This is a genomic window from Jannaschia seohaensis (assembly GCF_900116765.1).
Classification (GTDB): domain Bacteria; phylum Pseudomonadota; class Alphaproteobacteria; order Rhodobacterales; family Rhodobacteraceae; genus Jannaschia; species Jannaschia seohaensis.
This window is the reverse complement of record NZ_UETC01000002.1, coordinates 259,935-284,607: the sequence shown is the minus strand read 5'-3', so window position 1 is coordinate 284,607 and position 24,673 is coordinate 259,935. Positions and strand designations below refer to the sequence as shown.

General features: G+C 69.5%; 27 protein-coding genes. 11 read left to right on the top strand and 16 right to left on the bottom strand.

All coding sequences use genetic code 11. The annotated features are described in order from the left end of the window. Window positions 1-23 precede the first annotated feature (23 nt). A complete protein-coding gene (locus DTQ71_RS23395) occupies window positions 24-173 on the top strand; it encodes a hypothetical protein (RefSeq protein WP_170125312.1) in 150 nt (49 codons plus the stop codon). Between the two features lie 84 nt (window positions 174-257). Here the strand turns inward: DTQ71_RS23395 and DTQ71_RS06155 are convergent, their stop codons facing one another. Together DTQ71_RS06155 and DTQ71_RS06150 are read right to left on the bottom strand one after the other, a co-directional pair. Continuing rightward, window positions 258-1,706 (bottom strand): TrkH family potassium uptake protein, encoded by a 1,449-nt coding sequence (locus DTQ71_RS06155; protein WP_109563401.1) that lies wholly within the window; start codon window positions 1,704-1,706, stop codon window positions 258-260. 31 nt (window positions 1,707-1,737) lie between these two features. Further along, on the bottom strand, window positions 1,738-2,649 hold the full coding sequence (locus tag DTQ71_RS06150; protein WP_109563400.1) for a DMT family transporter: 912 nt from the start codon (window positions 2,647-2,649) through the stop codon (window positions 1,738-1,740). Window positions 2,650-2,737: 88 nt separating this feature from the next. Here DTQ71_RS06150 and DTQ71_RS23390 point away from each other — a divergent pair, with 88 nt between their 5' ends. Then, complete coding sequence (locus tag DTQ71_RS23390) at window positions 2,738-2,908, top strand: hypothetical protein (RefSeq protein WP_170125311.1); 171 nt, start codon at window positions 2,738-2,740, stop codon at window positions 2,906-2,908. A gap of 60 nt (window positions 2,909-2,968) precedes the next feature. Here DTQ71_RS23390 and DTQ71_RS24565 read toward each other — a convergent pair whose 3' ends face one another. The 3 genes from DTQ71_RS24565 to ilvC form a co-directional block, all read right to left on the bottom strand. Beyond that, window positions 2,969-3,103 carry a hypothetical protein gene (locus DTQ71_RS24565; RefSeq protein WP_281271225.1) on the bottom strand — a complete coding sequence of 45 codons (135 nt, stop codon included), beginning with the start codon at window positions 3,101-3,103 and terminating at the stop codon, window positions 2,969-2,971. A gap of 3 nt (window positions 3,104-3,106) precedes the next feature. After that, window positions 3,107-3,664, bottom strand: a complete 558-nt coding sequence (locus tag DTQ71_RS06145; RefSeq protein WP_146204805.1) for a hypothetical protein — start codon at window positions 3,662-3,664, stop codon at window positions 3,107-3,109. A gap of 104 nt (window positions 3,665-3,768) precedes the next feature. Next, complete coding sequence (gene ilvC / locus DTQ71_RS06140) at window positions 3,769-4,791, bottom strand: ketol-acid reductoisomerase (protein ID WP_109563398.1); 1,023 nt, start codon at window positions 4,789-4,791, stop codon at window positions 3,769-3,771. Window positions 4,792-4,919: 128 nt separating this feature from the next. Here ilvC and DTQ71_RS06135 point away from each other — a divergent pair, with 128 nt between their 5' ends. After that, entirely contained in the window at window positions 4,920-5,375 is a 456-nt protein-coding gene (locus DTQ71_RS06135) for an Lrp/AsnC family transcriptional regulator (protein WP_109563397.1), read from the top strand. A gap of 97 nt (window positions 5,376-5,472) precedes the next feature. Beyond that, complete coding sequence (locus DTQ71_RS06130; RefSeq protein ID WP_109563396.1) at window positions 5,473-5,919, top strand: Lrp/AsnC family transcriptional regulator; 447 nt, start codon at window positions 5,473-5,475, stop codon at window positions 5,917-5,919. On the opposite strand, the gene DTQ71_RS06125 is transcribed toward DTQ71_RS06130, so the two are convergent. Next, complete coding sequence (locus DTQ71_RS06125) at window positions 5,914-6,711, bottom strand: alpha/beta hydrolase (protein ID WP_170125310.1); 798 nt, start codon at window positions 6,709-6,711, stop codon at window positions 5,914-5,916. The genes DTQ71_RS06130 and DTQ71_RS06125 overlap by 6 nt on opposite strands. Before the next feature lie 133 nt (window positions 6,712-6,844). Between DTQ71_RS06125 and DTQ71_RS06120 the strand changes: the two genes are divergently transcribed. Then, a complete protein-coding gene (locus DTQ71_RS06120) occupies window positions 6,845-7,975 on the top strand; it encodes an aminotransferase class V-fold PLP-dependent enzyme (protein WP_109563394.1) in 1,131 nt (376 codons plus the stop codon). Between the two features lie 36 nt (window positions 7,976-8,011). On the opposite strand, the gene DTQ71_RS06115 is transcribed toward DTQ71_RS06120, so the two are convergent. Then, window positions 8,012-9,196, bottom strand: a complete 1,185-nt coding sequence (locus DTQ71_RS06115) for an FAD-dependent monooxygenase (RefSeq protein WP_342768108.1) — start codon at window positions 9,194-9,196, stop codon at window positions 8,012-8,014. Window positions 9,197-9,199: 3 nt separating this feature from the next. Continuing rightward, complete coding sequence (locus tag DTQ71_RS06110; protein WP_109563393.1) at window positions 9,200-9,868, bottom strand: pyrimidine 5'-nucleotidase; 669 nt, start codon at window positions 9,866-9,868, stop codon at window positions 9,200-9,202. A 95-nt stretch (window positions 9,869-9,963) separates the two neighbouring features. On the opposite strand from DTQ71_RS06110, the gene DTQ71_RS06105 reads away from it, so the two are divergent. After that, on the top strand, window positions 9,964-10,596 hold the full coding sequence (locus DTQ71_RS06105; RefSeq protein ID WP_109563392.1) for a GntR family transcriptional regulator: 633 nt from the start codon (window positions 9,964-9,966) through the stop codon (window positions 10,594-10,596). A gap of 298 nt (window positions 10,597-10,894) precedes the next feature. Here the strand turns inward: DTQ71_RS06105 and mnmH are convergent, their stop codons facing one another. From mnmH to aroQ, 3 genes are all read right to left on the bottom strand, one after another. Beyond that, complete coding sequence (mnmH, locus tag DTQ71_RS06100) at window positions 10,895-11,935, bottom strand: tRNA 2-selenouridine(34) synthase MnmH (protein ID WP_109563391.1); 1,041 nt, start codon at window positions 11,933-11,935, stop codon at window positions 10,895-10,897. Window positions 11,936-13,610: 1,675 nt separating this feature from the next. Further along, window positions 13,611-13,778 carry a response regulator gene (locus DTQ71_RS24105; RefSeq protein WP_281271224.1) on the bottom strand — a complete coding sequence of 56 codons (168 nt, stop codon included), beginning with the start codon at window positions 13,776-13,778 and terminating at the stop codon, window positions 13,611-13,613. A 426-nt stretch (window positions 13,779-14,204) separates the two neighbouring features. Beyond that, window positions 14,205-14,621, bottom strand: coding sequence for a type II 3-dehydroquinate dehydratase (gene aroQ, locus DTQ71_RS06090; protein WP_109563389.1), 417 nt, complete (start codon window positions 14,619-14,621; stop codon window positions 14,205-14,207). Window positions 14,622-14,998: 377 nt separating this feature from the next. On the opposite strand from aroQ, the gene DTQ71_RS06085 reads away from it, so the two are divergent. Next, the gene (locus DTQ71_RS06085; RefSeq protein WP_109563388.1) at window positions 14,999-15,301 is read left to right on the top strand and encodes a hypothetical protein; all 303 of its coding nucleotides are present in this window, start codon (window positions 14,999-15,001) and stop codon (window positions 15,299-15,301) included. 20 nt (window positions 15,302-15,321) lie between these two features. After that, window positions 15,322-16,320 carry an aldo/keto reductase gene (locus DTQ71_RS06080; RefSeq protein WP_109563387.1) on the top strand — a complete coding sequence of 333 codons (999 nt, stop codon included), beginning with the start codon at window positions 15,322-15,324 and terminating at the stop codon, window positions 16,318-16,320. A gap of 135 nt (window positions 16,321-16,455) precedes the next feature. On the opposite strand, the gene glnA is transcribed toward DTQ71_RS06080, so the two are convergent. Beyond that, a complete protein-coding gene (glnA, locus tag DTQ71_RS06075; protein ID WP_109563386.1) occupies window positions 16,456-17,862 on the bottom strand; it encodes a type I glutamate--ammonia ligase in 1,407 nt (468 codons plus the stop codon). 36 nt (window positions 17,863-17,898) lie between these two features. Beyond that, window positions 17,899-18,237 (bottom strand): P-II family nitrogen regulator, encoded by a 339-nt coding sequence (locus DTQ71_RS06070; RefSeq protein WP_109563385.1) that lies wholly within the window; start codon window positions 18,235-18,237, stop codon window positions 17,899-17,901. A gap of 155 nt (window positions 18,238-18,392) precedes the next feature. Here DTQ71_RS06070 and DTQ71_RS06065 point away from each other — a divergent pair, with 155 nt between their 5' ends. Further along, window positions 18,393-20,033 carry an NAD(P)H-hydrate dehydratase gene (locus DTQ71_RS06065; protein ID WP_109563384.1) on the top strand — a complete coding sequence of 547 codons (1,641 nt, stop codon included), beginning with the start codon at window positions 18,393-18,395 and terminating at the stop codon, window positions 20,031-20,033. Here DTQ71_RS06065 and purD read toward each other — a convergent pair. Continuing rightward, window positions 20,030-21,283, bottom strand: coding sequence for a phosphoribosylamine--glycine ligase (purD, locus tag DTQ71_RS06060; RefSeq protein ID WP_109563383.1), 1,254 nt, complete (start codon window positions 21,281-21,283; stop codon window positions 20,030-20,032). The genes DTQ71_RS06065 and purD overlap by 4 nt on opposite strands. 394 nt (window positions 21,284-21,677) lie before the next feature. Here purD and DTQ71_RS06055 point away from each other — a divergent pair, with 394 nt between their 5' ends. Together DTQ71_RS06055 and xseA are read left to right on the top strand one after the other, a co-directional pair. Beyond that, entirely contained in the window at window positions 21,678-22,076 is a 399-nt protein-coding gene (locus DTQ71_RS06055) for a glycine-rich domain-containing protein (RefSeq protein WP_109563382.1), read from the top strand. Between the two features lie 40 nt (window positions 22,077-22,116). Next, complete coding sequence (gene xseA, locus DTQ71_RS06050; protein WP_109563381.1) at window positions 22,117-23,733, top strand: exodeoxyribonuclease VII large subunit; 1,617 nt, start codon at window positions 22,117-22,119, stop codon at window positions 23,731-23,733. A 121-nt stretch (window positions 23,734-23,854) separates the two neighbouring features. On the opposite strand, the gene DTQ71_RS06045 is transcribed toward xseA, so the two are convergent. Both DTQ71_RS06045 and DTQ71_RS24100 read right to left on the bottom strand, forming a co-directional pair. Further along, the gene (locus DTQ71_RS06045) at window positions 23,855-24,268 is read right to left on the bottom strand and encodes a DUF1810 domain-containing protein (RefSeq protein WP_245947280.1); all 414 of its coding nucleotides are present in this window, start codon (window positions 24,266-24,268) and stop codon (window positions 23,855-23,857) included. Then, window positions 24,265-24,666: a hypothetical protein gene (locus DTQ71_RS24100; RefSeq protein ID WP_245947278.1), complete on the bottom strand. Its 402-nt coding sequence runs from the start codon at window positions 24,664-24,666 to the stop codon at window positions 24,265-24,267. Before DTQ71_RS24100 ends, DTQ71_RS06045 begins: the two co-directional genes overlap by 4 nt. Between the last annotated feature and the right edge of the window lie 7 nt (window positions 24,667-24,673).

The window sequence follows — 24,673 nt, the reverse complement described above, 5'->3', positions numbered from 1 at the left end:
GGGTCCGGTGGCGTTGAGAGGGCATGAAATTCGCCCTGACCCTGATGCTGCTCCCCTGCGCCCCCGGCGCCGCTCCGGTCGTGCCGCCGAAGATCCAGGGCCTGCCGATCACCGAACCCGCGGTGCCGCCCTCCCCGCCATGCCTCCGGGCGGACTGCCCCACCCGCACCTGACGGCGTCCTCTCTTCTTCTGGCTGGAAATACTCCGGGGGGCCGAAGGCGGGGGCAGAGCCCCCTCCGCCCTCTCGGCCGGGCGGTTACCCCCGCCAGAAGCGCGCCGTGAACAGGACGTAGACGACCACCAGCTCCAGCCGCCCGATCAGCATCGCCGCCGAGAGCAGCCATTTGGCCACATCGTTCAGCGGCGCGAAGTTGCCGGACGGCCCGATCACCGGCCCCAGGCCCGGCCCGATATTCGCCACCGCCGTCGCCGCGCCGGAGACCGAGGTCAGAAAGTCGAGCCCGGTCATCGCGAGCGCCACCGCGAAGACGCCCAGCGTCACGATGAACAGCACGAAGAACGCCATCACCGAGGACAGCACGTCCTCGGTGACCGTTCTCCCGTCGTAGCGCGCCATGAAGATGCCGTGGGGGGAATGGACCCGCCGGATCTGCGCCTTGATCGCCGCGAGAAGGATCTGGTAGCGGAAGATCTTGATCGAGCAGGAGGTCGAGCCGGCGCAGCCGCCGATCAGGCCCATGAAGAAGAACAGGCCAATGACGAAGGCCCCCCAATTCATGTAGTCGACGCTGGTATAGCCCGTTCCCGTCAGGATCGAGGCGATGTTGAACAGCGCCTCGCGCATCGCCTGCTCCGCCGGAAAGCTCGCGCGCACCATCAGGACCAGCGCGATGACCAACGTCAGGGCCGCCGCCACTCCAAGGAACGCGCGGACTTGGCTGTTGTGGATCAGCGGCCTGCCGTTCCCGTTGAGAAGCTGCACATAGAGCACGAAGGGCAGCGCCGCTGCCAGCATGAAGACGGTCGCCACATATTCGAGCCCGCCCGAGAACTGCGCGAAGCTGGCGTCGTAATTGGCGAACCCGCCGGTCGACACGGTCGTCATCGCGTGGACCACCGCATCGAACGGCCCCATCCCGCCCGCGGAATAGGCGAGCGCGCAAGCCAGCGTGATCCCGATATAGATGGTGCTGATCTGCGAGGCGATCTCGGCGGCGCGCGGCAACACCTTGCCCATCGTGTCGAACGCCTCGGAGCGGAAGATCTGCATGCCGCCGACCCTGAGTTCCGGCAGGAAGACCATCGCAACGACGATGATCCCGATCCCGCCGAACCATTGCAGCATCCCCCGCCAGAGCAGCAATCCGCGCGGCAGCGTGTCCAGCCCCGTCAGCACGGTCGAGCCGGTGGTGGTCAGGCCCGACATCGCTTCGAAGAAGGCGTCCGTGTAGCTGACCTCTGTCGCGCCCAGCATGAAGGGCAGGGCGGCGAAGATCGGCAGGGCGACCCAGACGGTGGTCGTCAGCAGGAAGGTCTGTTGCAGTGACAGCCGGTCGCGCACCGCGTTCGAGCAGGAGAGCGCGAGGCACATACCCACCAGGAGTGTGATCATCCCGCTCTCGAAGAAGACGGGCCAATGGCCGTTGCCTTGCATGATGTCGGCCAGCATCGGCAGCGCCATGGACGCGCCCAGGGCCAGCAGCAGAAGGCCGATCACGTAGCCGACAGGGCGGAAGTCGATCATCCCATGGGTCTCCGGCGCGGGGACGCGGCTGTCAATGGCCGCGGCGCCATTGGCTGACCGCCAATCCGCAGGCGATGAGCGCGAGCGCCAGATAGAAGCGGCCCGGCAGGTCTTCGCCCAGGATCAAGGCACCGAAAAGCATCGCCCAGACCGGCACCTGATAATTGACCAGGGTCATGAAACTGGGCCCCGCGCTGCGGATCACCTGCACGCGCAAGAGCGCGGCAAAGGCCGTCGGCACCAGGCCGAGGAACAGGATCGCGCCCAGCACCAGCGGCGGGGCCGCGCCCGGCACGCCTTCGATCGCCAGCATGGCTGGCACCAGCGCGGCGGCCCCCACGAGCAATGTCAGCACCGAAAGCCACAGCGCGTCGATCTCGGGACAGCGGCGGGTGAGGATGGAGCCGAAGGCATAGCAGATCGTGGCGCCCACGCAGGCGATGCGCCCCAGCGCCACCAGATCCCCGCTGCCCGCGGCGGTGATGCCTGGGCCGAGCAGCACCATCGCGCCCACCAGTCCCAACGCGAACCCGCCCGCCTTGCGCGTCGTCAGCCGGTCGCCCGGAACGAAGAGATGGGCGAGCGGCAGAAGGAAGAGCGGCAGGACCGCCATGGCCAGCCCGGCGAACGCGGAGGAGACATGCTGCTGCCCCCAGGCCAGCAGAAGAAACGGGAGCGCCGCCGTCAGCAATCCCAGCGCGACGACGAAGCCCGCGAGCACCGGGTCCCAGCGCGGCCGCGGCCGTCCCAGCGCCAGGGCCAGCGCCAGCAGCGACAGCGCGCCGAGGCCCGTCCGCGCTGCGGCCACCGTGACCGGCCCATAGCCCCGCAAGGCGATGGCCACGACCATGAAGCTCCCGCCCCAGATCACGCCGAGGGAGAGCATGGAGGCCCAGTTCCCGGCCGTGGGGGCCGAAACCGGCGTATCTGTGGTCTGCGCCATGTGCGGCGGACTAGCGCGCCCGGCGGTCCAGGGGAACCACTGCTTTCGCACCCGCGTTGGCCGACAAGTGAAATTGTTGGAGACAGAGATGCTTACCGACCTCCTCCTCCCCGTTCTCGCCTTTGGCACCCTGCTGACCGGCGTGCTCTTTGCGCTGGTCGCGCAGCACAAGACCATCGAACGGATGAAGGATCCGCGAGCCCCGAAATCCACGCTGGCAGCCGACAAGGACAGCTTCGGCACGCCAGCCGACGTCTGATCGCGGCCCCGCCCCGGTCCGCAGGGGCCGATGCCGCCCCCGCGCGGGGGGTGGTCCGGCTCAGAGGCCCATGGCGCGTTCCGGCACGGCGTCCCAGGGCACGTCCCACCACGCGCCATCGACCGGCCAGTCGTCCGGATCGGCCTCCAGAACGAGCGGAGGGCGGGTCGGGACCGCCTCGCCCTCGAAGAGCACTTCCTAGATGCCGCTTTGCGGGAAGCGGACGAATCGCATCTCGCGCCGTGCCGTGATCCCGGGAGCGGCCGCGTCGGCCTCGGGGCCGGCGAAGCTGGCGTAATCGTAGGTCGCGAAAACGCGGTCGTCCTCGGTGTGGACAAGCAGGATCCGGCCGCCTTGGTCGGGGTCTCGCAGGAGGCGGGCTTCGGCGATGGTGTGGCGTTCTTCCTCGACCTCGCCCGCGGCGCGATCCGCCGCGATCCCCGCCCGCCGCAGGCGGCTCCGGCCCGGGGCTCGCCGCACATGGGAGGCCTGCCGGACGCTCACCGCGCCCATGGCGAGGAGGGCGGCCCAGGGGAGCGGGTCGGCGGCGACCCCGCCGATCCGCTCCGCCACCAGGAGCGCGGCGCAGGCGGCGATGAACAGGCCGAGGCCGACGGGGGTCAGAAGCAGCGTGGACGCGACGCCGAGCAGGAAGGTCGCGGCCGGAGGGCGCGCGGCGCCGGTGCCGCGGGCATAGCTTTGCAGAAGTCGGGCATGGTCCCGGGTCATGCGGGTGGGGGCAGTTGGCTCAGTCATGCCCCCGTTGCTCTCCAGGCCGATTGGCCCCGTCGAGGCGGCATGGACGGCCCGGAGATGAGACGGCCGCCCCATTCGGCGGCCGTCCCGTCAACAATTGCGGCTCAGTTGCGCGATTTGTCGACCATTTTGCCCTCGGAGATCCAGGGCATCATGGCGCGCAGCTTCTCGCCGGTCTCTTCGATCTGGTGGGCGTCGTTCAGGCGGCGGGTGCCCTTGAAGAAGGGCTGGCCCACGGCGTTCTCGGTCATGAAGTCGCGCACGAACTTGCCGGTCTGGATGTCGGTGAGGATCGCCTTCATCCGGGCCTTGGTCTCGTCATAGGGCAGGACGCGCGGACCCGAGACATACTCGCCATACTCGGCGGTGTTCGAGATCGAGTAGTTCATGTTCGCGATGCCGCCCTCGTAGATAAGGTCCACGATCAGCTTCACCTCGTGGAGGCACTCGAAATAGGCCATCTCGGGCGCGTAGCCCGCCTCGACCAGCGTCTCGAAGCCCATGCGGATCAGCTCGACCAGGCCGCCGCAGAGCACTGCCTGCTCGCCGAAGAGGTCGGTCTCGCACTCCTCGCGGAAGTTGGTCTCGATGATGCCCGAGCGGCCGCCGCCGATGGCGGAGCAGTAGGACAGACCGATCTCCAGCGCGCGGCCCGAGGCGTCGTTATGGACGGCCACGAGACAGGGCACGCCGCCGCCCTTCTGATACTCGCCGCGCACGGTGTGGCCGGGGCCCTTGGGCGCCATCATGATGACGTCGACGCCGTCCTTGGGCTCGATCAGGCCGAAATGGACGTTGAGGCCATGGGCGAATGCGATGGCTGCGCCTTCCTTCAGGTGGTCGTGGACATGGGCCTTGTAGGTCGCGGCCTGAAGCTCGTCGGGCATGGTGAACATGATCAGGTCGCACCAGGCGGCGGCTTCCTCGATGCCCATGACCTGAAGGCCCTCGGCCTCGGCCTTCTTGCGGCTGGGCGAGCCTTCGCGCAGCGCGACGGCCACGTTCTTGGCGCCCGAGTCGCGCAGGTTCAGCGCATGGGCATGCCCCTGGGAGCCGTAGCCCAGGATCGCCACCTTCATGTCCTTGATCAGGTTCACGTCGCAGTCGCGGTCGTAGTAAACGCGCATTGTCTGTCTCCTCGCTCAGATGACGCACCGTCTAGGCGTGGATCCTGGCGCGGGCCATGCGAGGCTGGCATGTCGAATGCTGATCTGCGAGAAAGTCATGCACGAAACCGGCAGCAAACGGAGAAATCATGCTCACCGACCAGGAGCGCGCCCTCCTTCGCCGTTGGCAAGCCGAGCCGGAGCTTTCGGCCGGTGACCTCGCGGCCGAGCTCGGTCTGCCGCCCGCGACCGTCGCCCGCCGGATCGAACGGCTGCGCGAAAACGGGGTGCTGCGCGGCGTCCATGGCGTGATCGACTGGAAGGCGGCGGGCTACAAGGTTGAGGTCTCGCTGCGCTTCACCCTCGACAAGGCGGAGCCGCGGGCGCTGGACCGCTTTCTCGCCGCCGCGCGCGAGGTGCCCGAGGTGATCGAGATCCAGACCTTCCTCGGCCGGGTCGATGCGCGGCTGCAAGTCATCGCCCGCGATCTTGCGCATTGGAGGGAGCTTTACCGCGACCGCATCCTGACCTTGCCGCATATCGCCGATATCGAGGCGCTGATGCATGTCACGCGGGTCAAGACGGACGCGGTGCTGCCCGTCTGAGGGAGGAGGCGCGCGCGGGGCATCGAGCCCCGCGCGCGCCTGCGAGAGGTCTCCTCTCGCGCTCTCCGGAGTACTTTCGGCCAGAAGAAGGGGCGGAATGGACGATCTCGACCGGGCGATCCTGAAGGTGGTTCAGGCCAATGCCGCGCTTTCGGCGGGGGCGGTGGGGCGTGCCGTGGGGCTCAGTCAGGCGGCGGCCTGGCGGCGCCTGGACCGGCTGCGCAAGGCGGGCATCCTGACGGGGCGGGAGCTGTCGCTGGATCTGGAAAAGCTGGGCTTTGGCGTCACCGTGTTTCTGGGCGTGAAGCTGGGGGCCAAGGGCCGTGTCGATCTGGATGGGTTCGAGCGCGCCGTCTCCGCCATCCCCGAGGTGCGGCGGGTGGAGCATGTTCTGGGCCGCTACGATTACCGCCTCCGTGTCGTCGCCCGCGATCTCTCCGATTTCGAGCGCGTCCTGCGCCGCCGCATCATGGGCCTCCCCGGCGTGGGCGAGGTGGAGGCCAATGTCATGCTGAGCGAGGAACGGCGGCCGGGGCCATTATGACCGCGGGGCGCCCAGGATCTCGGCAAGACGGCCATTGACGGCGTCCGGACGCGTCAGAGGGGCCATGTGACCGCCTTCGGGCAGGCGGATGAATTGCCAATGGGGGCAGGCCTCCTCCATCAGCGCGACGATTTCGCGGATCGAGCGGACGGTGTCCTGGGCGGAGATCACGGTCGTCTTGTGCGGCAGCTTGGCGCGCCAACGGACCAGGGGCGTCGCGTCTTCCATGACGGCATCCCATTCATGCAGGTTGGGGCGGAGCGCGCGGGCGAAGGCGTCGCGCCGCGTCGAGGGCATCGCGGCCCAACTCCCCAGGCCGGTCCAGTAATCGGCGAAGACCTCCGCGGCCCGTGCCCAGTCTCCGTCGATCCCCGCGCGGGCGATATGGGCGCGCAGACTCTTCGCCTCCCCGAACGCCGCGTCGCGTCCTGCCTCGGCCAGCAGCGGGAAGGGGTTCGGCTCGATCAGCACCAGCCGGTCGATGCGGTCCGGGTGGCGGGCCGCCAACTGCATCGCGACGGTGCCGCCGAAACTATGCCCGACGATCGAGAATGACCCCTCCATCGGCAGCGCGGCCTCTATCAGCGCGACCTGATCGTCCAGCGTCTGCCGCCCCGGCCCGCACCAGCCGGGGGACGCGCCGTAGCCGTAGAGGTCGGGCGCGATGCAATGAAACCTGTCGCCGAGCGCGGCCTTCGTCCGGCGCCACTGCCCGGCGCCGGCCACGCTGGAATGCAGCAGGATGACGGCAGGCCCGGCCTGTTCCCTCGCGTGGTCGATCCGATCTGTCACCGCGCACCTCCGCCGGCAGGATAACATCCCGCCGGGGGCTGCGTCACGAGGTCCAAAATCGGCCCGCGCATGAGATTGTCTTTGCCCCGCTCGATCCCGCATGAGAAAGACCGGCTGAGACGGAGGACATGACATGGCATTGCTCGATACCGTAGACCCGCAGGGGCTTGAAGAATTCTCGGTCGTTTTCACGGACCGCTCGCTGAACTCCATGAGCCAGGCATTTCAGGAGGTCATGCGCGATCTGCATGCGGGCCTCTGCGAGGTCTACAACGCCGAGCACGCCGTCATCGTGCCGGGCGGCGGCACCTTCGGGATGGAGGCCGTGGCGCGCCAGTTCGGCCAGGGGGCCAAGGCCCTCGTGGTGCGCAATGGCTGGTTCAGCTATCGCTGGTCGCAGATCATGGAGGCGGGTGCTTTCACCGGCGGCGTCGAGGTGATCAAGGCGCGCCAGACCGGCAATGACAGCCGCGCCCCCTTCGCGCCCGCCGCCATCGAAGAGGTCACGGCCCGGATCCGCGACGCGAAGCCGGACATCGTCTTCGCGCCCCATGTCGAGACCTCGGCCGGGGTCATCCTGCCGGACGACTATATCACGGCGCTGGCCGAGGCCGCCCATGAGGTCGGCGCGCTGATGGTGCTGGACTGCATCGCCTCGGGCTGTGTCTGGGTCGACATGAAGACCACCGGCGTCGACGTGCTGATCTCCGCCCCCCAGAAGGGCTGGAGCGCGTCGCCCTGCGCCGGTCTGGTCATGCTGTCGGAGCGGGGGAAGGCCCGGCTGGCGGAGACCAAGTCCGACAGCTTCGCCATCGACCTGGGCAAGTGGTCCGCGATCATGGAGGCCTATCTGGCGGGCGGGCACGCCTATCACGCGACGATGCCGACCGACGCGCTGCGCCAGTTCCGCGATACGCTCCTGGAGACGAAGGAATACGGGTTCGAGCGCCTGAAGGAGGCGCAATGGGCGCTGGGAACGAAGGTGCGGGAGATGCTCGCGGCGCGCGGCGTGCGCTCGGTCGCGGCCGACGGGTTCGCGGCGCCGGGCGTCGTCGTCTGCTATGCGCCCTCGGACGAGGTCAAGAGCGGCAAGGCCTTTGCCGCGCTGGGGATGCAGATCGCGGCGGGCGTGCCGCTGCAATGCGACGAGCCGGTGGATTTCTCGACCTTCCGCATCGGCCTGTTCGGTTTGGACAAGCTCAAGGATGTGGACGGGACCGTCGCCCGGTTGGAGCGCGTCGTCGACCAAGTCTTCCCAGGCTGACCCGAGACATCTGAGGCGGGCGGGCCTTCGGCCGCCTCAGCTCCCGAGGCCCATCCGCATCAATGTGCGCCGGATCGGCGCGATGTCGTGGATCGCCCGGATCCCGGCGGCGCGCAGCGCGTGCAGGCCCGCATGGCCCGCGATCGAGGTCCGATTGAGCAGATCGATACCGGCCATCCGCGCCGCCATGTCCGGCCAGCGCCGCCGCTGATAGGCGGCCAGCATCTCGGGGCTGCCCAATGGGTGAGTCGCGGCCAGGTCGCGCAGGGCGGCGATGTCCTTGAGCGAGGTATTCAGACCCTGCGCCCCGATCGGCGGCATGGTGTGTGCCGCCTCGGCGGCCAGCGCGAGGCGCTGCGCCGTCAGGCGATCGGCGAGGCGGCTGATGATCGGCCAGGCGGCGCGGGGGCTGACCACGCGCAGCGGACCCAAGACATCGGCGGAGCGCGCATTGGCCTCGGCCGAGAAATCGGCGTCGTCCAGCGCCATCCGCCGGGTCTGCTCCGCGTCCTCGTCCATCCAGACCACGGCGGAGCGGTGCACGCCGTCCCGGTCGGGCAGAGGCACGAGGGTGAAGGGGCCGCCGCTCAGATGTACCTCGGTCGAGACATGGTCGTGGGGCCGGTCATGGGCCACCGCGAAGACCAGGGCCGTCTGCCCATAGCGCACCGTGCGCGCTCCGATTCCGGCCATCTCGCGCAGCGGCGAGTCGCGCCCGTCGCAGGCGATCACCAGAGCCGCCGTCACCCCCGCCCCGTCCGACAGCGTCACGCGCGCGGCGGAGGAGCGCGCGAAGCGAGCGACGACGCCTTGCCCGAACCGCGTCTCGACATTGGGCAGCTCCGCCAACCGGGCCAGCAGCTCGCGCCGGAGCAGCCAGTTGGGCAGGTTCCACCCGAACGTCTCCTCACCGATATCGCTGGCCAGGAAGTCGCGCGCGGCGGGCGCTTTCACCGAGGCGTCGACGATGCGCATCACGTCCAGCCGCGTGCCATGGGCCGCCAGTCCGTCCCACGCGCCCGCCCGCTCCAGCAGGGTGCGGGCCGGTTGCAGCAGGGCGGTCGTGCGCAGGTCCGCGCCGGGTGCGTCCTCGCCGGTGATGGGCGGGGCCGGGTCGACCAACGTGACCCGGTGGCCCTCGGCGCCCAGCACGCAGGCGGCTGCGAGACCCGCGGGGCCCGCGCCGGAGATCAGGATATCGGTGTCGTGCTCCATATCCATCACTTATACGGCCTGGGCCGTGGAACCAGGGGCCAGGATGCCGCGGAGGAACGCCGCGAGGTCCGGCGCGTGATGGCGGATATGGTCGCCCGGCGCACGCTCGGGCGCGACATGGACGGTCGCGAGGCCAAGGGCGCAGGGCACCTCCAGGTTGCGGGCCATGTCCTCGAACATGGCGGCGCGGCGCGGGTCCAACCCGTCGCGGGCGAAGATCGCGTCATAGGCCGCCGGGTGCGGCTTGGGGATGTAATCCGCGTGCTCGATCCCGTGGATCGCGTCCCAAAGACCGTCGAGGCCCCGCGCGTCCAGGACGGCCCGGGCATAGGGCTCGGTCCCGTTGGTGAAGATGATGCGGCGGCCGGGCAGGGCCGAGATGGCGGCGCGCAGCTCCGGGTCGGGGGCGAGCACTGAGAAGTCGATGTCGTGGACGTCTTCCAGAAACGGGTCCGGGTCCATTTCATGCTCCCGCATCAGCCCGGCCAGCGTGGTGCCGTGATCGTGCCACCAGCGGGCGCGCAGGGTGTCGGCCTGCGCCTCGTCGACCTTCAGGAAATCCATGATCCAGCGCACCATCCGCGCCTCGATCTGGGGAAAGAGCGGCATGGAGGGCGGATAGAGCGTCTCGTCCAGGTCGAAGACCCAGGTCGTCACATGGGCGAAGTCGGGCTGCATAGGCGGGCCATAGGCGTCCGGGCCCGCCCTGTCGAGTCGTTGCCCCGCCCGCGCCCCGCCGCTACCTTGCGCCGACCGTTTCAGGAGGATCGCGCGTGCAGCCAGCCCAGAAGGATGCCCATACCTTGATCGTGGAGGCGATCGACCAAGGGGTCTACCGCCCCGGCGACCGGCTGGTCGAGAGCGAACTGGCCGACCGCTTCGGCGTGAGCCGCACGCCCATTCGCGAGGCGCTGCAACGGCTGGAGACGCAGGCGCTGCTGACCCGGGACGGACGCTCGCTGATCGTCGCCTCGCTCAGCCACGACCAGTTGGCCGAGCTCTACGCCGTGCGCACGGAGCTGGAGGCGCTGGCTGCGCGGCTGGCCGCGCAGCATGCGGCGCGGGAGGAGATCACCGTGCTCGCCGCCATGGTCGAGGAGGATCGCGCCCTGCTCGGCGATCCCCAGGCGCTGGCCAAGGCCAACCGCCGCTTCCACGCGCAGATCCACCGCGCCTCGCACAACCGCTATCTGTTGCAGCAACTGGGAATGGTGCATCGCTCCATGGCGCTGATGGCGAAGACGTCCCTGGCTGCCGAGGGCCGCGGCGAGACGGCGCTGGCCGAGCATCAGGCGATCGTCGACGCCATCGCCGCCCGCGACGGCGACCGCGCCGCCCAGGCGCTGCGCGACCATCTGAGCACAGCCTTCGAGGTGCGCCTGCGGGAAGAGGCGCGGGGGCTCTGACGCGCCGGACCAGAAGGGCGACCTACGCGGGCCCAGCCGGGCCCCGGCCTATCGGGGCCTCCGCGGATCGCATTGATTTGAAGCGGTGATCGAAACCGCCAGAGGCTTGCCTATGGGAGGACAGCGCCGGGGGCTCTGCCCCCGGACCCCCGAGGTATTTCAGGCAAGATGAGGGGAGGCGCGCGCGGGCGACCGTCCCTCATCAAGGGAGATAGGACGTCTATTCACGGGCGCCCGCGATCCCAATCCCCCTGATTTCCAGCCGTTCGCGATTGGGTCGACCCTCCTGTGCGGGCGATCAGCCGGAAAGCTCTCTCACGCGCTCTGAGGCGCGGGCCAGCGCGGCCTCGGACAGCGTGTCCAGCGCCACAACCCCGAGTTCTTCCCGCGTCTCGCGGCTGGGTCTGCGGTAGCGCGGGTCGTAGTGCTCCGCGATCAGCCTTTCGGCCAACGCGATGTGCCGGCCATGGCGGGCCAGTTCGTGCCAGGCGGCGATGCGGTCGCTGCAATGATAGGGGCGGAGCGTCTCGATCCGGCGGGCCAGCAGCTCCGCATCCGCCGTCAGGTCGGGATAGGTCGTCAGCAGGAAGCGGGCGCGCGCCGAGAGCGGCACCTCCAGCCGGATCACGGGGGCCGCGCGCATGGCCTTCCAGAGCGAGGGCGGCAGCTTGATCCGCCCGATGGCGTTGCTCTCAGCCTCCACGAAGACGGGACGGGTGGGGTCCAGAGCCGCGATCTCCCGCGCGAGATACGACTCGAACATCTTCTGCGCGGGCTGCCCCTCTTCCCAGCCGCCGAAATTCGAGCCGCGATGCCGGGCCAGGCCTTCCAGGTCAAGCACCTGCGCGCCGTCCGCCGCCAACCGGTGGAGCAGCTGCGTCTTGCCGGTGCCCGTCCCGCCGTCGATCAGCACGATCCGATGCGGGAGCGCCGCGTCGTAGAGCAAGGCCGAGACCAGCCGCCGGTAGCTGCGATAGCCGCCCTCGACCACCTCCACCCGCCAGCCGATCTGCGCCAGGATCGATGCGAAGCTGCCGGAGCGCTGCCCGCCCCGCCAGCAATAGACCAGGGGCCGCCAGCCGCCGTCCTTCTCGGCCAGCGGGCCCTCGATATGGGCGGCGGCGTTGCGCGCGACCAAGGCCGCGCCGACCTTGCGGGCGAGGAACCGGTCCTGGCGGACATAGATCGTGCCGACCTTGGCCCGCTCCGCGTCCGACAGGACGGGCAGGTTGGTCGCGCCCGGAACGTGATCCTCGGCGAACTCGGCGGGGGCGCGGACGTCGATGATCTCGTCGAAGGGCAGGGTCGCGTCGGGAAGGGCGGTCAGGGTATAGGCCATGGCGCGCAGGGAGCAGCTTCGCGGCCCGCCGTCAATCGGGTTGCCAGCGGCGGGGGGCTGGGTTGCTGCGCGCCATACCGAACGCGCCGGGCATTATGTCGCGACCGATCTTTGACGGCGTTCCGGGATCGGGCAGGGTCGCGCTGGTCCGCGTCTATGCCTCCGTGCCAGAGACAGAGACCCGTGCGGCTTGGCTGGCGAGGCCTCCTGGGCCGGTGTCGTTTCAAGGGTCCGCTGACAATCCCGAGACCAGTGTCTTCATGGGGGGACACGCCGTCGAACGTCCGGGACGTGTTCCTCGACGGCATGACTGTCGCTCCTGCGCCGGTGGAGACGCCCGTCACGTGCTGTCGTGTCGAGGCCAGCGGTGGACTGGGCGCTGGCCGTCTTGTGCCAGCAGCGGACTCATCCGACCGGGTGGCGGCCATCTCAAATCCAGGCTGACGGATTCCGGCCTGCCGGAGGGGGGCAGGGGCCGCATGGGCTTGCGTCGTGCCCGATCCTGCGAGGACGCGCCGGACCGGGGACCCGTTCGATGCCTGGAGCGGCCCGGAAGAGGTGAGGGCTGCGCCGGCGTGGCGGTGGCCGAACGCCGGATTCCGTAACCCGGGCGCGGCGCCTTGGCGGTGCATGGCCCGGTCGACGCATCGGAGGGGCGGGCCGCCTGGGAAAACCTGCGGACATGTCGGCCTGCGCTTGACGCCGGGCTTGCGGGGCATGTTTCGGGACGCCGGGGCAAATGCCGGCCCGGGGCTGCATGGGCAAGGATTGATAGACGGACGATACGGGGCGGACGGTCGAGGCGGCTTCGGCTTGTCGGAGGGCGCGGTAGCGCCCGCCGGTCTCGGATATTAGCGGATCTGGGGCAGTGATCTGCGCTGGGTCCTCCGACCGAGAAGGGTCTGTAAGCAGGAGGAAAACTGCCATGGGCGGGACGACCGAGACGCTTGAGCGACCCGCCCCTGCCGCTCTCGACCGCTTGGGCTGGGCGTGGAGCCGGTTGCGTCCGGCCCGTGATCCTCCCGGATCGGTTGCTTGTGCGCGCTGGCGCGAAGCGGGCGGTGCCCCTGGGCATCATCGGTTGCATCGTTCCGACGCGCGGGATCGGGCCGCATGAGCGCGACGCGAGGATCCGCGCCAGACTGGCTCGGCCGCCGCGATGGCCCTGCCCCGCAGCAGGGCGGTACGGCGGAAGCCAATTTCCGGCCCGAGATATCGCAGCTCGGCGGGGCCGAGCATCGACAGGGTCAGCGTGCTTGCCAGCGCCCCCATCACCGCGACCCACGGCTATGGCCGCCAGTTCATGCGGTGCATGGCCCCGGACGGAGCCTAGCTTCGAGCCTCCCGCGCGCGCTGGTTTGGCGCGGATGTTGCGCAGGTGGCTGTCCAGCCTCCGCTCTGAGATCGGCGTGCCCGGCCCGAACACCGCATCGACCAGCGCCGGTCGCGGCTGCACCGGGGAGAGGCGCGTGGCCGGCCGCGACCGGATCGCCATTTCCGTCGCGGTCAGCACCACGGGCCGGCCCACGATCATGCGGGCATGCCGGGCGAGGTCTAGCGTCAAGACGCCGTGTTCCAGCAGTCTCGGCGCAGGCAGCTAGGCGCGCTTTGGGGTCCGCTCTCGGTCGGCGGCAATGCGGGCGACCCGTTCGGGGGACGAGACGGGCTTGGTGATTCAGTCGTCGGCGCTCAGCGCTAATCCGACGATCCGGTCGACCGCGTCGTCGCGGGCGGTGAGGAAGTGGATCGGGACGGCCTCGCCCCGCCCGCGCATATGTCGGCAGACTTCGAACCCGTCGAACTCCGGCAGGCCGACATCCCGCACGATCAGATCGGGGCGCACGGGGTGAGGGCGACGCGCACCACCTCCCGCAGGTGGGTGGCATGGTCGCAGATGGGGATCTTCATGCCCCTTCCATCGCGTCGGGACTGGACCGGACGTGCCAGGCGCGGAAGCCCCGGTCGCGCCGCTCTTGCTGATGGGTCCGGTGACGCAGGCGCTGCACATGCCGCCCGACGCCAAGACGGCACCGGCGCGCGAAGGGATCGCCACGCCTCCGATCGTCATGGCGAAAAGCGCCAGGGATAGCCCGAGGGAGGGCGAAAAACAGCAGATCCGCCAGCAGGATGAGGCAGACGAAGCTGGCCGGTTCTATTTGCGGTCGGATCGGGCGCGGGCGGGCCGGGAGGGGGCGGGGCGTGGGGCCCACGGAACAGGCGCGGAGGCGGCGCGCAACGCCTGTGCCGCTTCGGTGCAGAGGCCCCGGTGTCAGACCACCAGCCAGCGGATCGCGGCGCGGTAGCCTTCGGTGCCCAGCCCCGCGATCACGGCCTCGGCGCGGCCGCTCACATAGGAGTGGTGGCGGAACGCCTCCCGCTTGTGGATGTTGGAGATGTGCACCTCCACCACGCGACCCTCGAAGGCCGAGAGCGCATCCAGGATCGCGACGGAGGTATGGGAATAGGCGCCCGGGTTGATGACGATGGCGTCCTGCGTTCCCCGCGCCTCCTGGATCCAGTCGACCAGCTGGCCCTCGTGGTTCGACTGCTTGAATGTCAGCTCGGCCAAGTCCAGCGCCCGGCAGGAGGCCTCGACATCCGCGAGGGTCTCGGCTCCGTAGATATGTGGCTCCCGCTGGCCGAGCAGGTTCAGGTTCGGTCCGTTGAGGACGAGGATCTTGGTCATGGGGGCGCTCCGCGATGGTGCGGACGGCTTAGCGGAGGATCGGGGTGGAGGGAACGGGTGCGGCGCCGGGATCCGGGGCCGGCGGCCCAGCGGTCGACGCCAAGCGGCTCCAGGGGTATGCGCTTCCTTTCGATCCCTCGGGGCTTTTCGGCAGAGGCTCGACCGGGGACCGGATTGGGAACAGGCAACGGCGGGATGGCCTGACAGATCGCGGCCGCGCGTGATAGGACGCGACAGAGGCGCGGATCGACCTGCGCATCGGAGACCGGCGTCGGTCCAGGCTGTCTGTGCCGGGGGGGCGCTGCGCCTAGGGGCGGACCGTCGGGTCAGAAAGCCTCGCCCGGACGGGCAGAGGTCCCACAAGTAAGGAACGTCCCATGATTACCGAGATTGTCACCTTCAAGGTTCCCCGGACGATGCCCCGGGAGGCTGTGCTCGAGGCTTTCGAGGATAGCGCCGCCGCCTGGCGGGCCCACCCCAAATTGCGGCGGAAGGCCTATCTCTTCGATGCCGAGGCAGGTATCGCGGGCGGGGTCTATTCCTGGGACAGCATCGCCGACGCGAAGGCCGCCCATGGCGAAGACTTCCTGGCCCGGGTCGAACGCGTTTTCGGCAGCAGGCCGACATTCCAATACTTCGAGACACCGCTTATCGTCGAGAACGCACGAGACGCAGGCTGAAGACCAAAGGAGAAGACGTCATGCAAAGACGCAAACTAGGCGCGAGCGGTCCGGAGATCGGAGCCATCGGCTATGGCGCCATGTCGTTCTCGGACATGTACGGCCCGACCGATGAAGCCGAGAGCCACGCCATTCTGGATGCCTGCCGCGATCTGGGCGTCACCCATCTCGACACCGCCAATGTCTACGGGATGGGCAAGTCCGAGAACGCCATCGGATCCTATTTCAGGGCCAATCCGGGCGCGCGTGAGGCGTTCGTGATCGCGACCAAAGCCACGATCACGCGCGATGCGGAGGGCAACCGCACCTTTGACAATTCGGCCGAGCATCTAGAGGCGGAGCTCGACGGGTCGCTGCGGCGGATGGGCATCGACTGCGTCGATCTGTTCTATGCCCATCGCCGCGACCCGCGCTTCACGCCCGAGGAGACGGCCGAGCATCTCGGGCGATTGGTCGAAAAGGGCAAGGCGCGCGCGATCGGCCTGTCGGAGGTCGCTCCGTCGACCTTGCGCCGGGCGATGGCCGCCTATCCGGTGGCGGCCGTGCAGTCGGAATATTCGCTGTCGACGCGCTTCCCGGATCTGGGCCTCGTGCAGACCTGCGCCGAGTTGGGCGTCGCCCTGGTCGCGTTCTCTCCGGTCGGGCGGTCCTTGCTGACCGACAATCCGATCCCGCCCGCGCGCATCCCCGACCTGCCGTTCCTTGCCGGCAACCCGAGATTCATGGAGCCGAATCTGTCGGAAAACCTGAGGATCACCCAGGGGCTGCGGGACCTCGCCGCCGAGATGGGGACATCGGCCGCCGCCTTGGCCAATGCGTGGCTGCTCACGCGCGGCGATCACGTCATCCCGATTCCCGGGACGCGCTCGGTTGCGCATTTCAAGGAATGCGTCGACGGCGCCGCGCTGACACTCACCGACAGCGATCTTGCCCGGATCGACGCGGTGTTGCCAGTGGGCTGGGCCCATGGCGACCGCTATTCGGAAGAGCAGTGGATCGGGCCGGAGCGCTATTGCTGAGGTCTCCGGCGCCGTGTCTGCGCTTGGCCGATCTCTTCGGCCAAGGCGCTGCGATCCACCGCCGCTGAACGAAAAAGGGGCGTCCCGAAGGACGCCCCCGATTCTGTAGGGTGGGCATCACATGCCCACCATCCCTTAGCAGGAGTAGTAGAGCTGGTACTCGACCGGGTGCGGCGTGTGCTCGTAGGCGTAGACCTCTTCCCACTTGAGCGCCATGTAGCCCTCGATCTGGTCGCGGGTGAACACGTCGCCGGCCAGCAGGAACTCGTGATCCTTCTCCAGCTCGTCCAGAGCCTCGCGCAGCGACGCGCAGACGGTCGGGATGGAGGCCAGCTCTTCGGCGGGCAGGTCGTAGAGGTCCTTGTCCGAGGGCTCGCCCGGATGGATCTTGTTGGTGATCCCGTCCAGGCCGGCCATCAGCAGGGCGGCGAAGCACAGATAGGGGTTCGCAGACGGGTCCGGGAAGCGGGCCTCGACGCGCTTGGCCTTGGGCGACTCGGTCCACGGGATCCGGACGCAGCCGGAGCGGTTGCGGGCCGAGTAGGCGCGCAGAACCGGGGCCTCGAAGCCGGGGATCAGGCGCTTGTAGGAGTTGGTCGACGGGTTGGTGAAGGCGTTCAGCGCCTTGGCGTGCTTCAGGATGCCGCCAATGAAGTAGAGCGCTTCCATCGACAGATCGGCATACTGGTCGCCCGCAAACAGCGGCTTGCCGTCCTTCCAGATCGACATGTTGCAGTGCATGCCGGTGCCGTTATCGCCCGCGATGGGCTTGGGCATGAAGGTGGCGGACTTGCCGTAAGCGTGGGCCACGTTGTGGATCACGTATTTGTACTTCTGAAGCTCGTCGGCCTGCTTGGTGAGGCTGTCGAAGATCAGGCCCAGCTCGTGCTGGCAGGACGCCACCTCGTGGTGATGCTTGTCGACCTTCATGCCGATGCGCTTCATCGTCGAGAGCATCTCGGAGCGCAGGTCCTGCGCGGCGTCGGTCGGGTTGACCGGGAAGTAGCCGCCCTTGACGCCGGGCCGGTGGCCCATGTTGCCCATCTCGAACTCGGAATCGGTGTTCCAGGCGGCGTCGGCGGCGTCGACTTCGTAGCTGACCTTGTTCATCGAGTTCGAGAAACGCACGTCGTCGAACAGGAAGAACTCCGCCTCGGGGCCGAAATAGGCGACATCGCCGATGCCGGAGGACTTCAGATAGGCCTCGGCCAGCAGCGCCGTGCCGCGCGGGTCGCGGTTATAGGGCTCTCCGGTATCCGGCTCGACCACGGTGCAGTGCAGGCACAGCGTCTTCTCGGCGTAGAACGGGTCGATATAGGCGCTCTCGGTATCGGGCATAAGCTTCATGTCCGAGGCCTCGATGCCCTTCCATCCCGCGATGGAGGAGCCGTCGAACATGAACCCTTCGTCGAGGAAATCGGCATCGACCTGGTCCGACATCACCGTCACGTGCTGCAGCTTGCCGCGCGGGTCGGTGAAGCGGATGTCGACATAGGCGACCTCCTCGTCCTTGATGGTCTGGAGGACAGCGTCCTTGCTCATGGGGTTCCCTTCCCTGTTACGTTTGAGTGGGTTGGATCAGATCGCGTCGTCACCGGACTCGCCGGTGCGGATGCGGATCGCTTGCTCGACAGGCGAGACGAAGATCTTGCCGTCGCCGATCTTGTCGGTCTTGGCGGCCTGGACGATGGCGTCGACGGCCGACTCGACCATGTCCTCGGGCAGCACGACCTCGACTTTGACCTTGGGCAGGAAGTCGACGACGTATTCGGCGCCGCGATAGAGTTCAGTATGGCCCTTCTGTCGGCCGAAGCCCTTGACCTCCGTGACCGATAGTCCCTGGATGCCGATCTCCTGGAGGGCTTCTTTCACCTCGTCCAACTTGAACGGCTTTATGATGGCTTCGACCTTCTTCAACGCTCGTCCCTCCGCCGGTGTCGGGGGGAGGTCAAACAGAGGCGGCGGGAGGCGTCCATGGGGGGCGGCACGGGGCGTTTTGGCGCAGGCAGGGAATCGGGTAAGGTGGTCAATAAACATGCGGTGTGATGAATTATTGTGCGGATGATGAAGATATGGCCCAGCCGCTCCTAGCCGCAGCGCAGATGCGTGCCCTGGAGCGCGCCGCCATCGACAGCGGGGCGGTCAGCGGCCTGGAGCTGATGGAGCGCGCGGGGGCGGGCACGGTCGCGGCGACCCTCTTGGAATGGCCGGATCTGAGGGACGGGCCGCATCGCGCGGTGGTGCTCTGCGGGCCGGGCAATAACGGGGGGGACGGCTACGTCGTGGCGCGGCTGCTGAGGGCGCGCGGATGGGGGGTGGCGTGCTTCCTCTACGGCGATCCCGCGAAGCTGCCGCCGGATGCGCGCACGAATTACGAGCGCTGGGTGACGGCGGGCGGGAAGGACCCGGCCCCGATCGAGCAGGCGATCGACGAACTGGAAGGGGCGACCCCGACCCTCATCGTCGACGCGTTGTTCGGCACCGGACTGACGCGGCCTGTCTCGGCGTTGGGCGGACTCCTCGGCGCAGTATCGGAGGTGATCCGGATGCGCCCGCACCGGGTCGCCGGGCGCGCGCCCGCTGGCGATTGGCCCCGCCTCGTCGCGATCGACGTGCCGTCGGGCCTCTGCGCGGACAGCGGCCGGGTGCTCGGGAGAGATCCCGCGGTCGAGGGCGGCGGTCCCGAGGAATGCCTCGCCACGACAGCCGATCTCACCTGCGCGTTTCATGCGCTGAAGCTCGGGCATGTGCTCGCTGACGGCGTCAGCCGCTGTGGCCGAACGCGGGTGATCGATATCGGGTTGGGCAACGATCGCGACGGGTCGGAGGTCACGTTGATCGACGGCGCGCCGCGCCTAGCCAAGCGACAGGGCCATAAATTCTCCCATGGGCACGCCCTGATTCTCGCGGGCGGCGTGGGGCGCGGCGGCGCGGCGCGGCTTGCGGCCCGGGCCGCCCTGCGCGTCGGCGCGGGGCTCGTGACGGTCGCGCCGCCGCCCGCCGCGCTGATCGAGAACGCCTGCCGCCTGGACGCCATCATGCTGCGCGCCCTGCGCGACGCGGACGCCTTTGCGGAATTGCTCCGGGACGACCGCCTCAGCGCCCTCTGCCTGGGGCCCGGCCTGGGCCTGGGCGAACGGGAAGCGGCGCTGGTTGCGGGGGCCGTCTCGTCCGGTCTGCCGACCGTCCTCGACGCGGATGCCCTGACCCTGATCGCGCGCGACCCAGGCCTCGCCGGGATGGTGCACGACCGTTGTGTCCTCACTCCCCATATGGGCGAGTTCGCCCGCCTCGCCCCGGACCTCGCCGCGCGCCTGACCAGCCCGGCCGAGAGCGGTCCGGCCTATTCCAAGCTGGACGCCGCACGGGATCTCGCCGCCCGTCTGGGGGCGACGGTTCTGCTCAAGGGGCCGGACACCGTGATTGCCGCGCCGTCCGGCCGGGCGGCCATCCATTCCGCCGCCTCGGGACGCGAAGCCCCCTGGCTCGCAACCGCGGGCGCGGGTGACGTGCTGGCCGGATTGGTCGGCGGATTGCTGGCCCGGGGCTTCGACCCGATGGCGGCCTGCGAGGCCGCAGCCTGGCTGCATGTCGAGGCCGCCCGCAGCTTCGGCCCGGGCCTCATCGCCGAAGACCTTCCCGAGATGCTGCCGAAAATTCTGTGCGACATGGAAAAGGGCGAGGAGAGCCGAGTCGGCTCGACGAGCGGCTAGCCCAGGGCGCGCCAGCCGATGTCGCGGCGCATCACGCCGTCGGCCCAGTCGATCCCGTCGGCCAGCGCATAGGCCGCGTCCCGCGCTTCGGCCAGCGTGGCGCCCCGCGCGGTCAGCCCCAGTACGCGCCCCCCGACGGCCACCACCTGCCCATCGACGCGCGCCGTTCCCGCATGGAAAGCCATCCGGCGGCTGTCGCAGGGCAGGCTGTCCAGCCCGCCGATCACGCCGCCCTTCGCGTAGGCTCCGGGATAGCCTCGCGCCGCCATCACCACGCACATCGCGTGATCCTCGGCCCAGCGGACCTGCGCCTCACCGAGCCGTCCCTCGGCGCAGGCCAGCAACAGGTCCAGCGCCTGGCCGCCCAGCCGCATCATCAGGCACTGGCACTCCGGGTCCCCGAAGCGGACATTGTATTCGACCAGCGACGGGGCACCCTCGTCGATCATCAGCCCGACGAAGAGCACGCCGCGAAAGGGCGTCCCGCGCCGGACCATCTCGGCCATGGTCGGGCGCACGATCTCGTCCAAGGCGCGCCGCTTGACCTCCGCCGTCATCACCGGGGCGGGCGAATAGGCGCCCATGCCGCCAGTGTTTGGCCCGGTGTCGCCCTCGCCGATGCGCTTGTGATCCTGCGCCGTGCCGAGCGGCAGGACGGTCTCGCCGTCGACGAGACAGAAGAAGGACGCCTCCTCGCCGGTCAGGAAGGCCTCGATCACGACCTCCGCGCCCGATTCGGCGAAAAGCGCCCGCAGAGCCGCTTCCGCCCCCTCGCGGGTTTCGGCGACGGTCACGCCCTTTCCTGCCGCCAGCCCGTCGGCCTTGACGACGATGGGTAGCGCGTGGTCGGCGATGTAGGCCAAGGCCGGCTCAAGGGCATCGAAGCGCGCATAGGCGGCGGTCGGTGCTCCGACGGCGGCGCAGATCTCTTTGGTGAAGGCTTTCGAGGCCTCCAGCCGCGCGGCCGCCGCCGACGGCCCCAGCACCGCGATCCCGGCCGCGGACAAGGCATCCGCCACCCCCGCGGCCAAGGGCGCTTCGGGGCCGACGATGACGAAATCGATGCTCTCCTCGCAGGCCCAATCCGTCACGGCCGCGCCGTCGAGGATGTCGAGCGCCGCGCATTCGGCGATCTCGGCGATCCCGGCATTGCCCGGCGCGACGATCAGCCGGTCGCATTTCGGGTTCTGGAGGACGGCCCAGGCTAGCGCGTGCTCCCGCCCGCCGGAACCGAGGATGAGGATATTCATGGGCCGCGCCTCCGCGTTGATCGGGCGCGGTCTAGGCGGCGGCGGCCCTCGGTTCAAGTCGCGGCAGAACGCGGACCGATCCGAGATCTGGCGCGGGCGACGGGCGGCCGGCCCGCTGGGAAACAGTCGCCGTCCATCGTTGCGCGTCTCTGTCATCGAAGTGTCACGTTTCCCGGGCACGCTCTCCCTATGAGAAACGATGAGAGACAGATCGCTTGAGGAATGAACCTCTCTGGGACGCCATCCGGGCGCATCCCCTCCCTCCGACGCGGCGGGCGCCTCCTTCGCAGAGCAACTCGCCAAGGCGCAGAAGATCAGACTGACCACCGCCCGCCGGGGCATAGAGGAATACCGGCGCTTCATCTACCTCGCGGCCCTGGGAGAGGGCCGGACCGTGCCCTCCAAGGCGGTCGATGCCGTCTGGCACCTGCACCTGACCCATACCCGCGACCACTGGCAGCGCTTCGTGCCGCAGGCGCTGGGCGGTCGCGACGTGCATCACGAACCTGGCGCGCCCGCCGGTCACAGTGCCGACTATTCCGACACGCTCCGCCGCTACGAGCGGGAGTTCGGGGAGGGCCCGCCCAAGGGCATCTGGGCCAGGAGCGGCCGGGTCGGGGGCTGGGTCGGGCTGCTCTTTGGCGGTGCGTGGACCGCGGCCTGGGTGGGGGGCGTGCTCGCCGCGGGACAGTCGCTGGTCGCGCTGCTTGGCGGCGCCGTGGGGCTCTGGATCGTCCTGGCCAGTCTCGGGCGGGCGATGCCCTCTCTCGGCCCGGCTCCGCGCGTTGGCTGAGGCCCTGGCGACTGGCGCGCGCTCTCGCTACACCCCTGCCATGGACGACCTGCTCGACGATGACGGCCCGCGCGGCAATGTGGGCGAATATACCGTGTCCGAGATCTCCGGCGCGGTGAAGCGCACGCTGGAAGACCGGTTCGGCCGCATCCGCGTGCGCGGCGAGATCGGGCGGATCTTCAAGGCGCGCTCGGGGCATCTCTACTACGACGTAAAGGACGATCGGAATGTGCTGGCCTGCACTACCTGGAGGGGGCAGGTTTCCGGTCTGTCGGTCCAGCCCGAGGAGGGGATGGAGGTCGTCGTCACCGGCAAGCTCTCGGCCTTCGGGGCGCAGTCGAAATACAACCTGAACGTCGATGCGATGGAGGTCGCAGGGCGCGGGGCGCTGCTGGCCATGCTGGAGAAGCGGCGCGCGCAGCTGGCCGCCGAGGGGCTGTTCGAGCCCTCCCGCAAGAGGCCTCTTCCGTTCTTGCCGAACGTCATTGGCGTGGTCACGTCGCCCCAAGGGGCCGTCATCCGGGACATCCTCCACCGCCTGAGCGACCGATTTCCCCGCGACGTGCTGATTTGGCCGGTGGCGGTGCAGGGGCGGACCTCGGCCGGCGAGGTGGCGAATGCGATCCGTGGGTTCGACGCGTTGGCGCCGGGTGGCCCGATCCCCCGGCCCGATCTTCTGATCGTCGCGCGGGGCGGGGGCTCCATCGAGGATCTGTGGGGCTTCAACGAGGAGATCGTCGTGCGCGCGGCGGCGGCCTGTTCGATCCCGCTGATCTCGGCCGTGGGGCATGAGACGGACACCACGCTGATCGACCACGCCGCCGACCGGCGCGCGCCGACGCCGACGGCGGCGGCCGAGATGGCGGTGCCGGTGCGGGCCGAACTGATCGCCACCGTTGCCGCGCTGGGCGCGCGGCAAGCGCGGGCGGCGGCGCAGGCGGTCCGGGGGCGGGAGCAGCGCCTGCTCGATCTGGGTCGGGGCCTGCCCCGCGCCGAGACGCTGCTGGAGCGTCCGCGTGTGCGGGTCGAGACGCTGGGCCACCGCTTGCCCGCCGCGCTGGAGGCGCGGGTGACGCGGGCCCGGCTGCGGCTTTCGGCGCTGGCCGGGCGGGTCGGACCGGGCGACCGTATCTCGCGAGAGCGGGCGCGGCTGGACGGGCTGGCGCGGCGCCTGGAGATGGGGCTGCGCGACCGGCAGCGCTGGGCGGAGGCCGCGCTGGCCGCGCAGGCCAGCGCTTTCGCGCGGCAGGCGCGACGCGGCGCGGCCCAACCCCGTCGCGACCTGGAGCGTCTGGTCCGGCGTCTCACGCCCGCGCCCCTGGCGCGCCGCCATGGCCGCGATGCGGACCGCCTGAGCGGACTGCTGCGGCGTCTGTCGGTCGCGGCTCAAGGCACGCATATGCGGCGTGTCTCCCGTTTGGAGGCGCTGGACCGGCTGCGCGAATCGCTGGGCTACGCGCGCACCCTGGAGCGCGGCTTCGCCGTGGTCTGGGACGGGGAGACGGTCGTCACCACCGCCGAGGCCGCGCGGGCGGCGCGCCAGGTTCAGCTTCAATTCGCCGAAGGGCCCAGAGTCGATGCGGTCACCAGCGGGCCCGCGCCGAAGCGGCGCAAGGGGGACGACGCCCCGGATGGCGAACAAGGCAGCCTGTTCTGAGCCCCCACGCATCGGACGGAAAGACCGCCCCGCGAAGACCGGGCCGGGCCAGGGCCTGCCTGGACCGGCGCGGGTCGGTCCGATCCGGTGTGAGTCCACCCCGGTGCACTCCGCTGACGCGTCAGCCGGGCCGGTCCGCGCCCAGACGCTTCAGCGTCGCTTCGCAAGGGCTCTCGTAGAAGGCGTCCAGCACCGCGCGCCATGGGCCCTCGGGGTCAACCGCGTCGAACAGCGTCATGGAGGAGCGCAGCTTCATCGCGTCGATGCCGCCCAGCAGGTCCTCGGCCGCGCGGCCTCGATGCAGCAGCATCGCCGCCGCCGCCCGCTCCAACCGGTCGTGCAGCACCGGGTCGGCGAGATAGGCCCGCGCCTCGGCCGCGTCGGCGATCGCATAGCGCCGCGCCATGTCCGACCGGCCGAGCCCGGCGACCTGCGGGAACACGAACCACATCCAATGGCCGCGCTTCCGCCCCGCCCGCAACTCGGCCAGAGCGGAGTCGAAGGTCTGGGCCTGGGCGTCGTGGAAGCGTTTCACACGCCGAGATCGGGCATCGGGCAGTCCAGCGGCTCCGAATCGACATCGGAGGTCACGAGGTCCTCGGCCGGGTCGTCGCCCACCACGCGGGCATGGAAGCCGCCGTCGGGCATCTCCAGGAAGTGCCAGCATTGCGGCTCGGGGCTGCTGTCATAGACGAAGCAAATGTCCCCCTTCACATTCGCGAACCAGATGCCGCGCTGGCATTGCCCGCCCTCGAAGGCCCAGATCACGCGGCGGTCCGGGAAGTATTGCTCCGCCCCGAACGGCTCGCCGTAGCGGTCGAAATAGAAGGTCTTGCCATGGACCATCTGCTCGAACTCTTCGGGCGTCACCGCGCGCTCGGCCAGGGCAGGGGGGGCGGCAAGCGTCAGGCAGGCAAGCAGGGAAAGGCGCATGGGACGG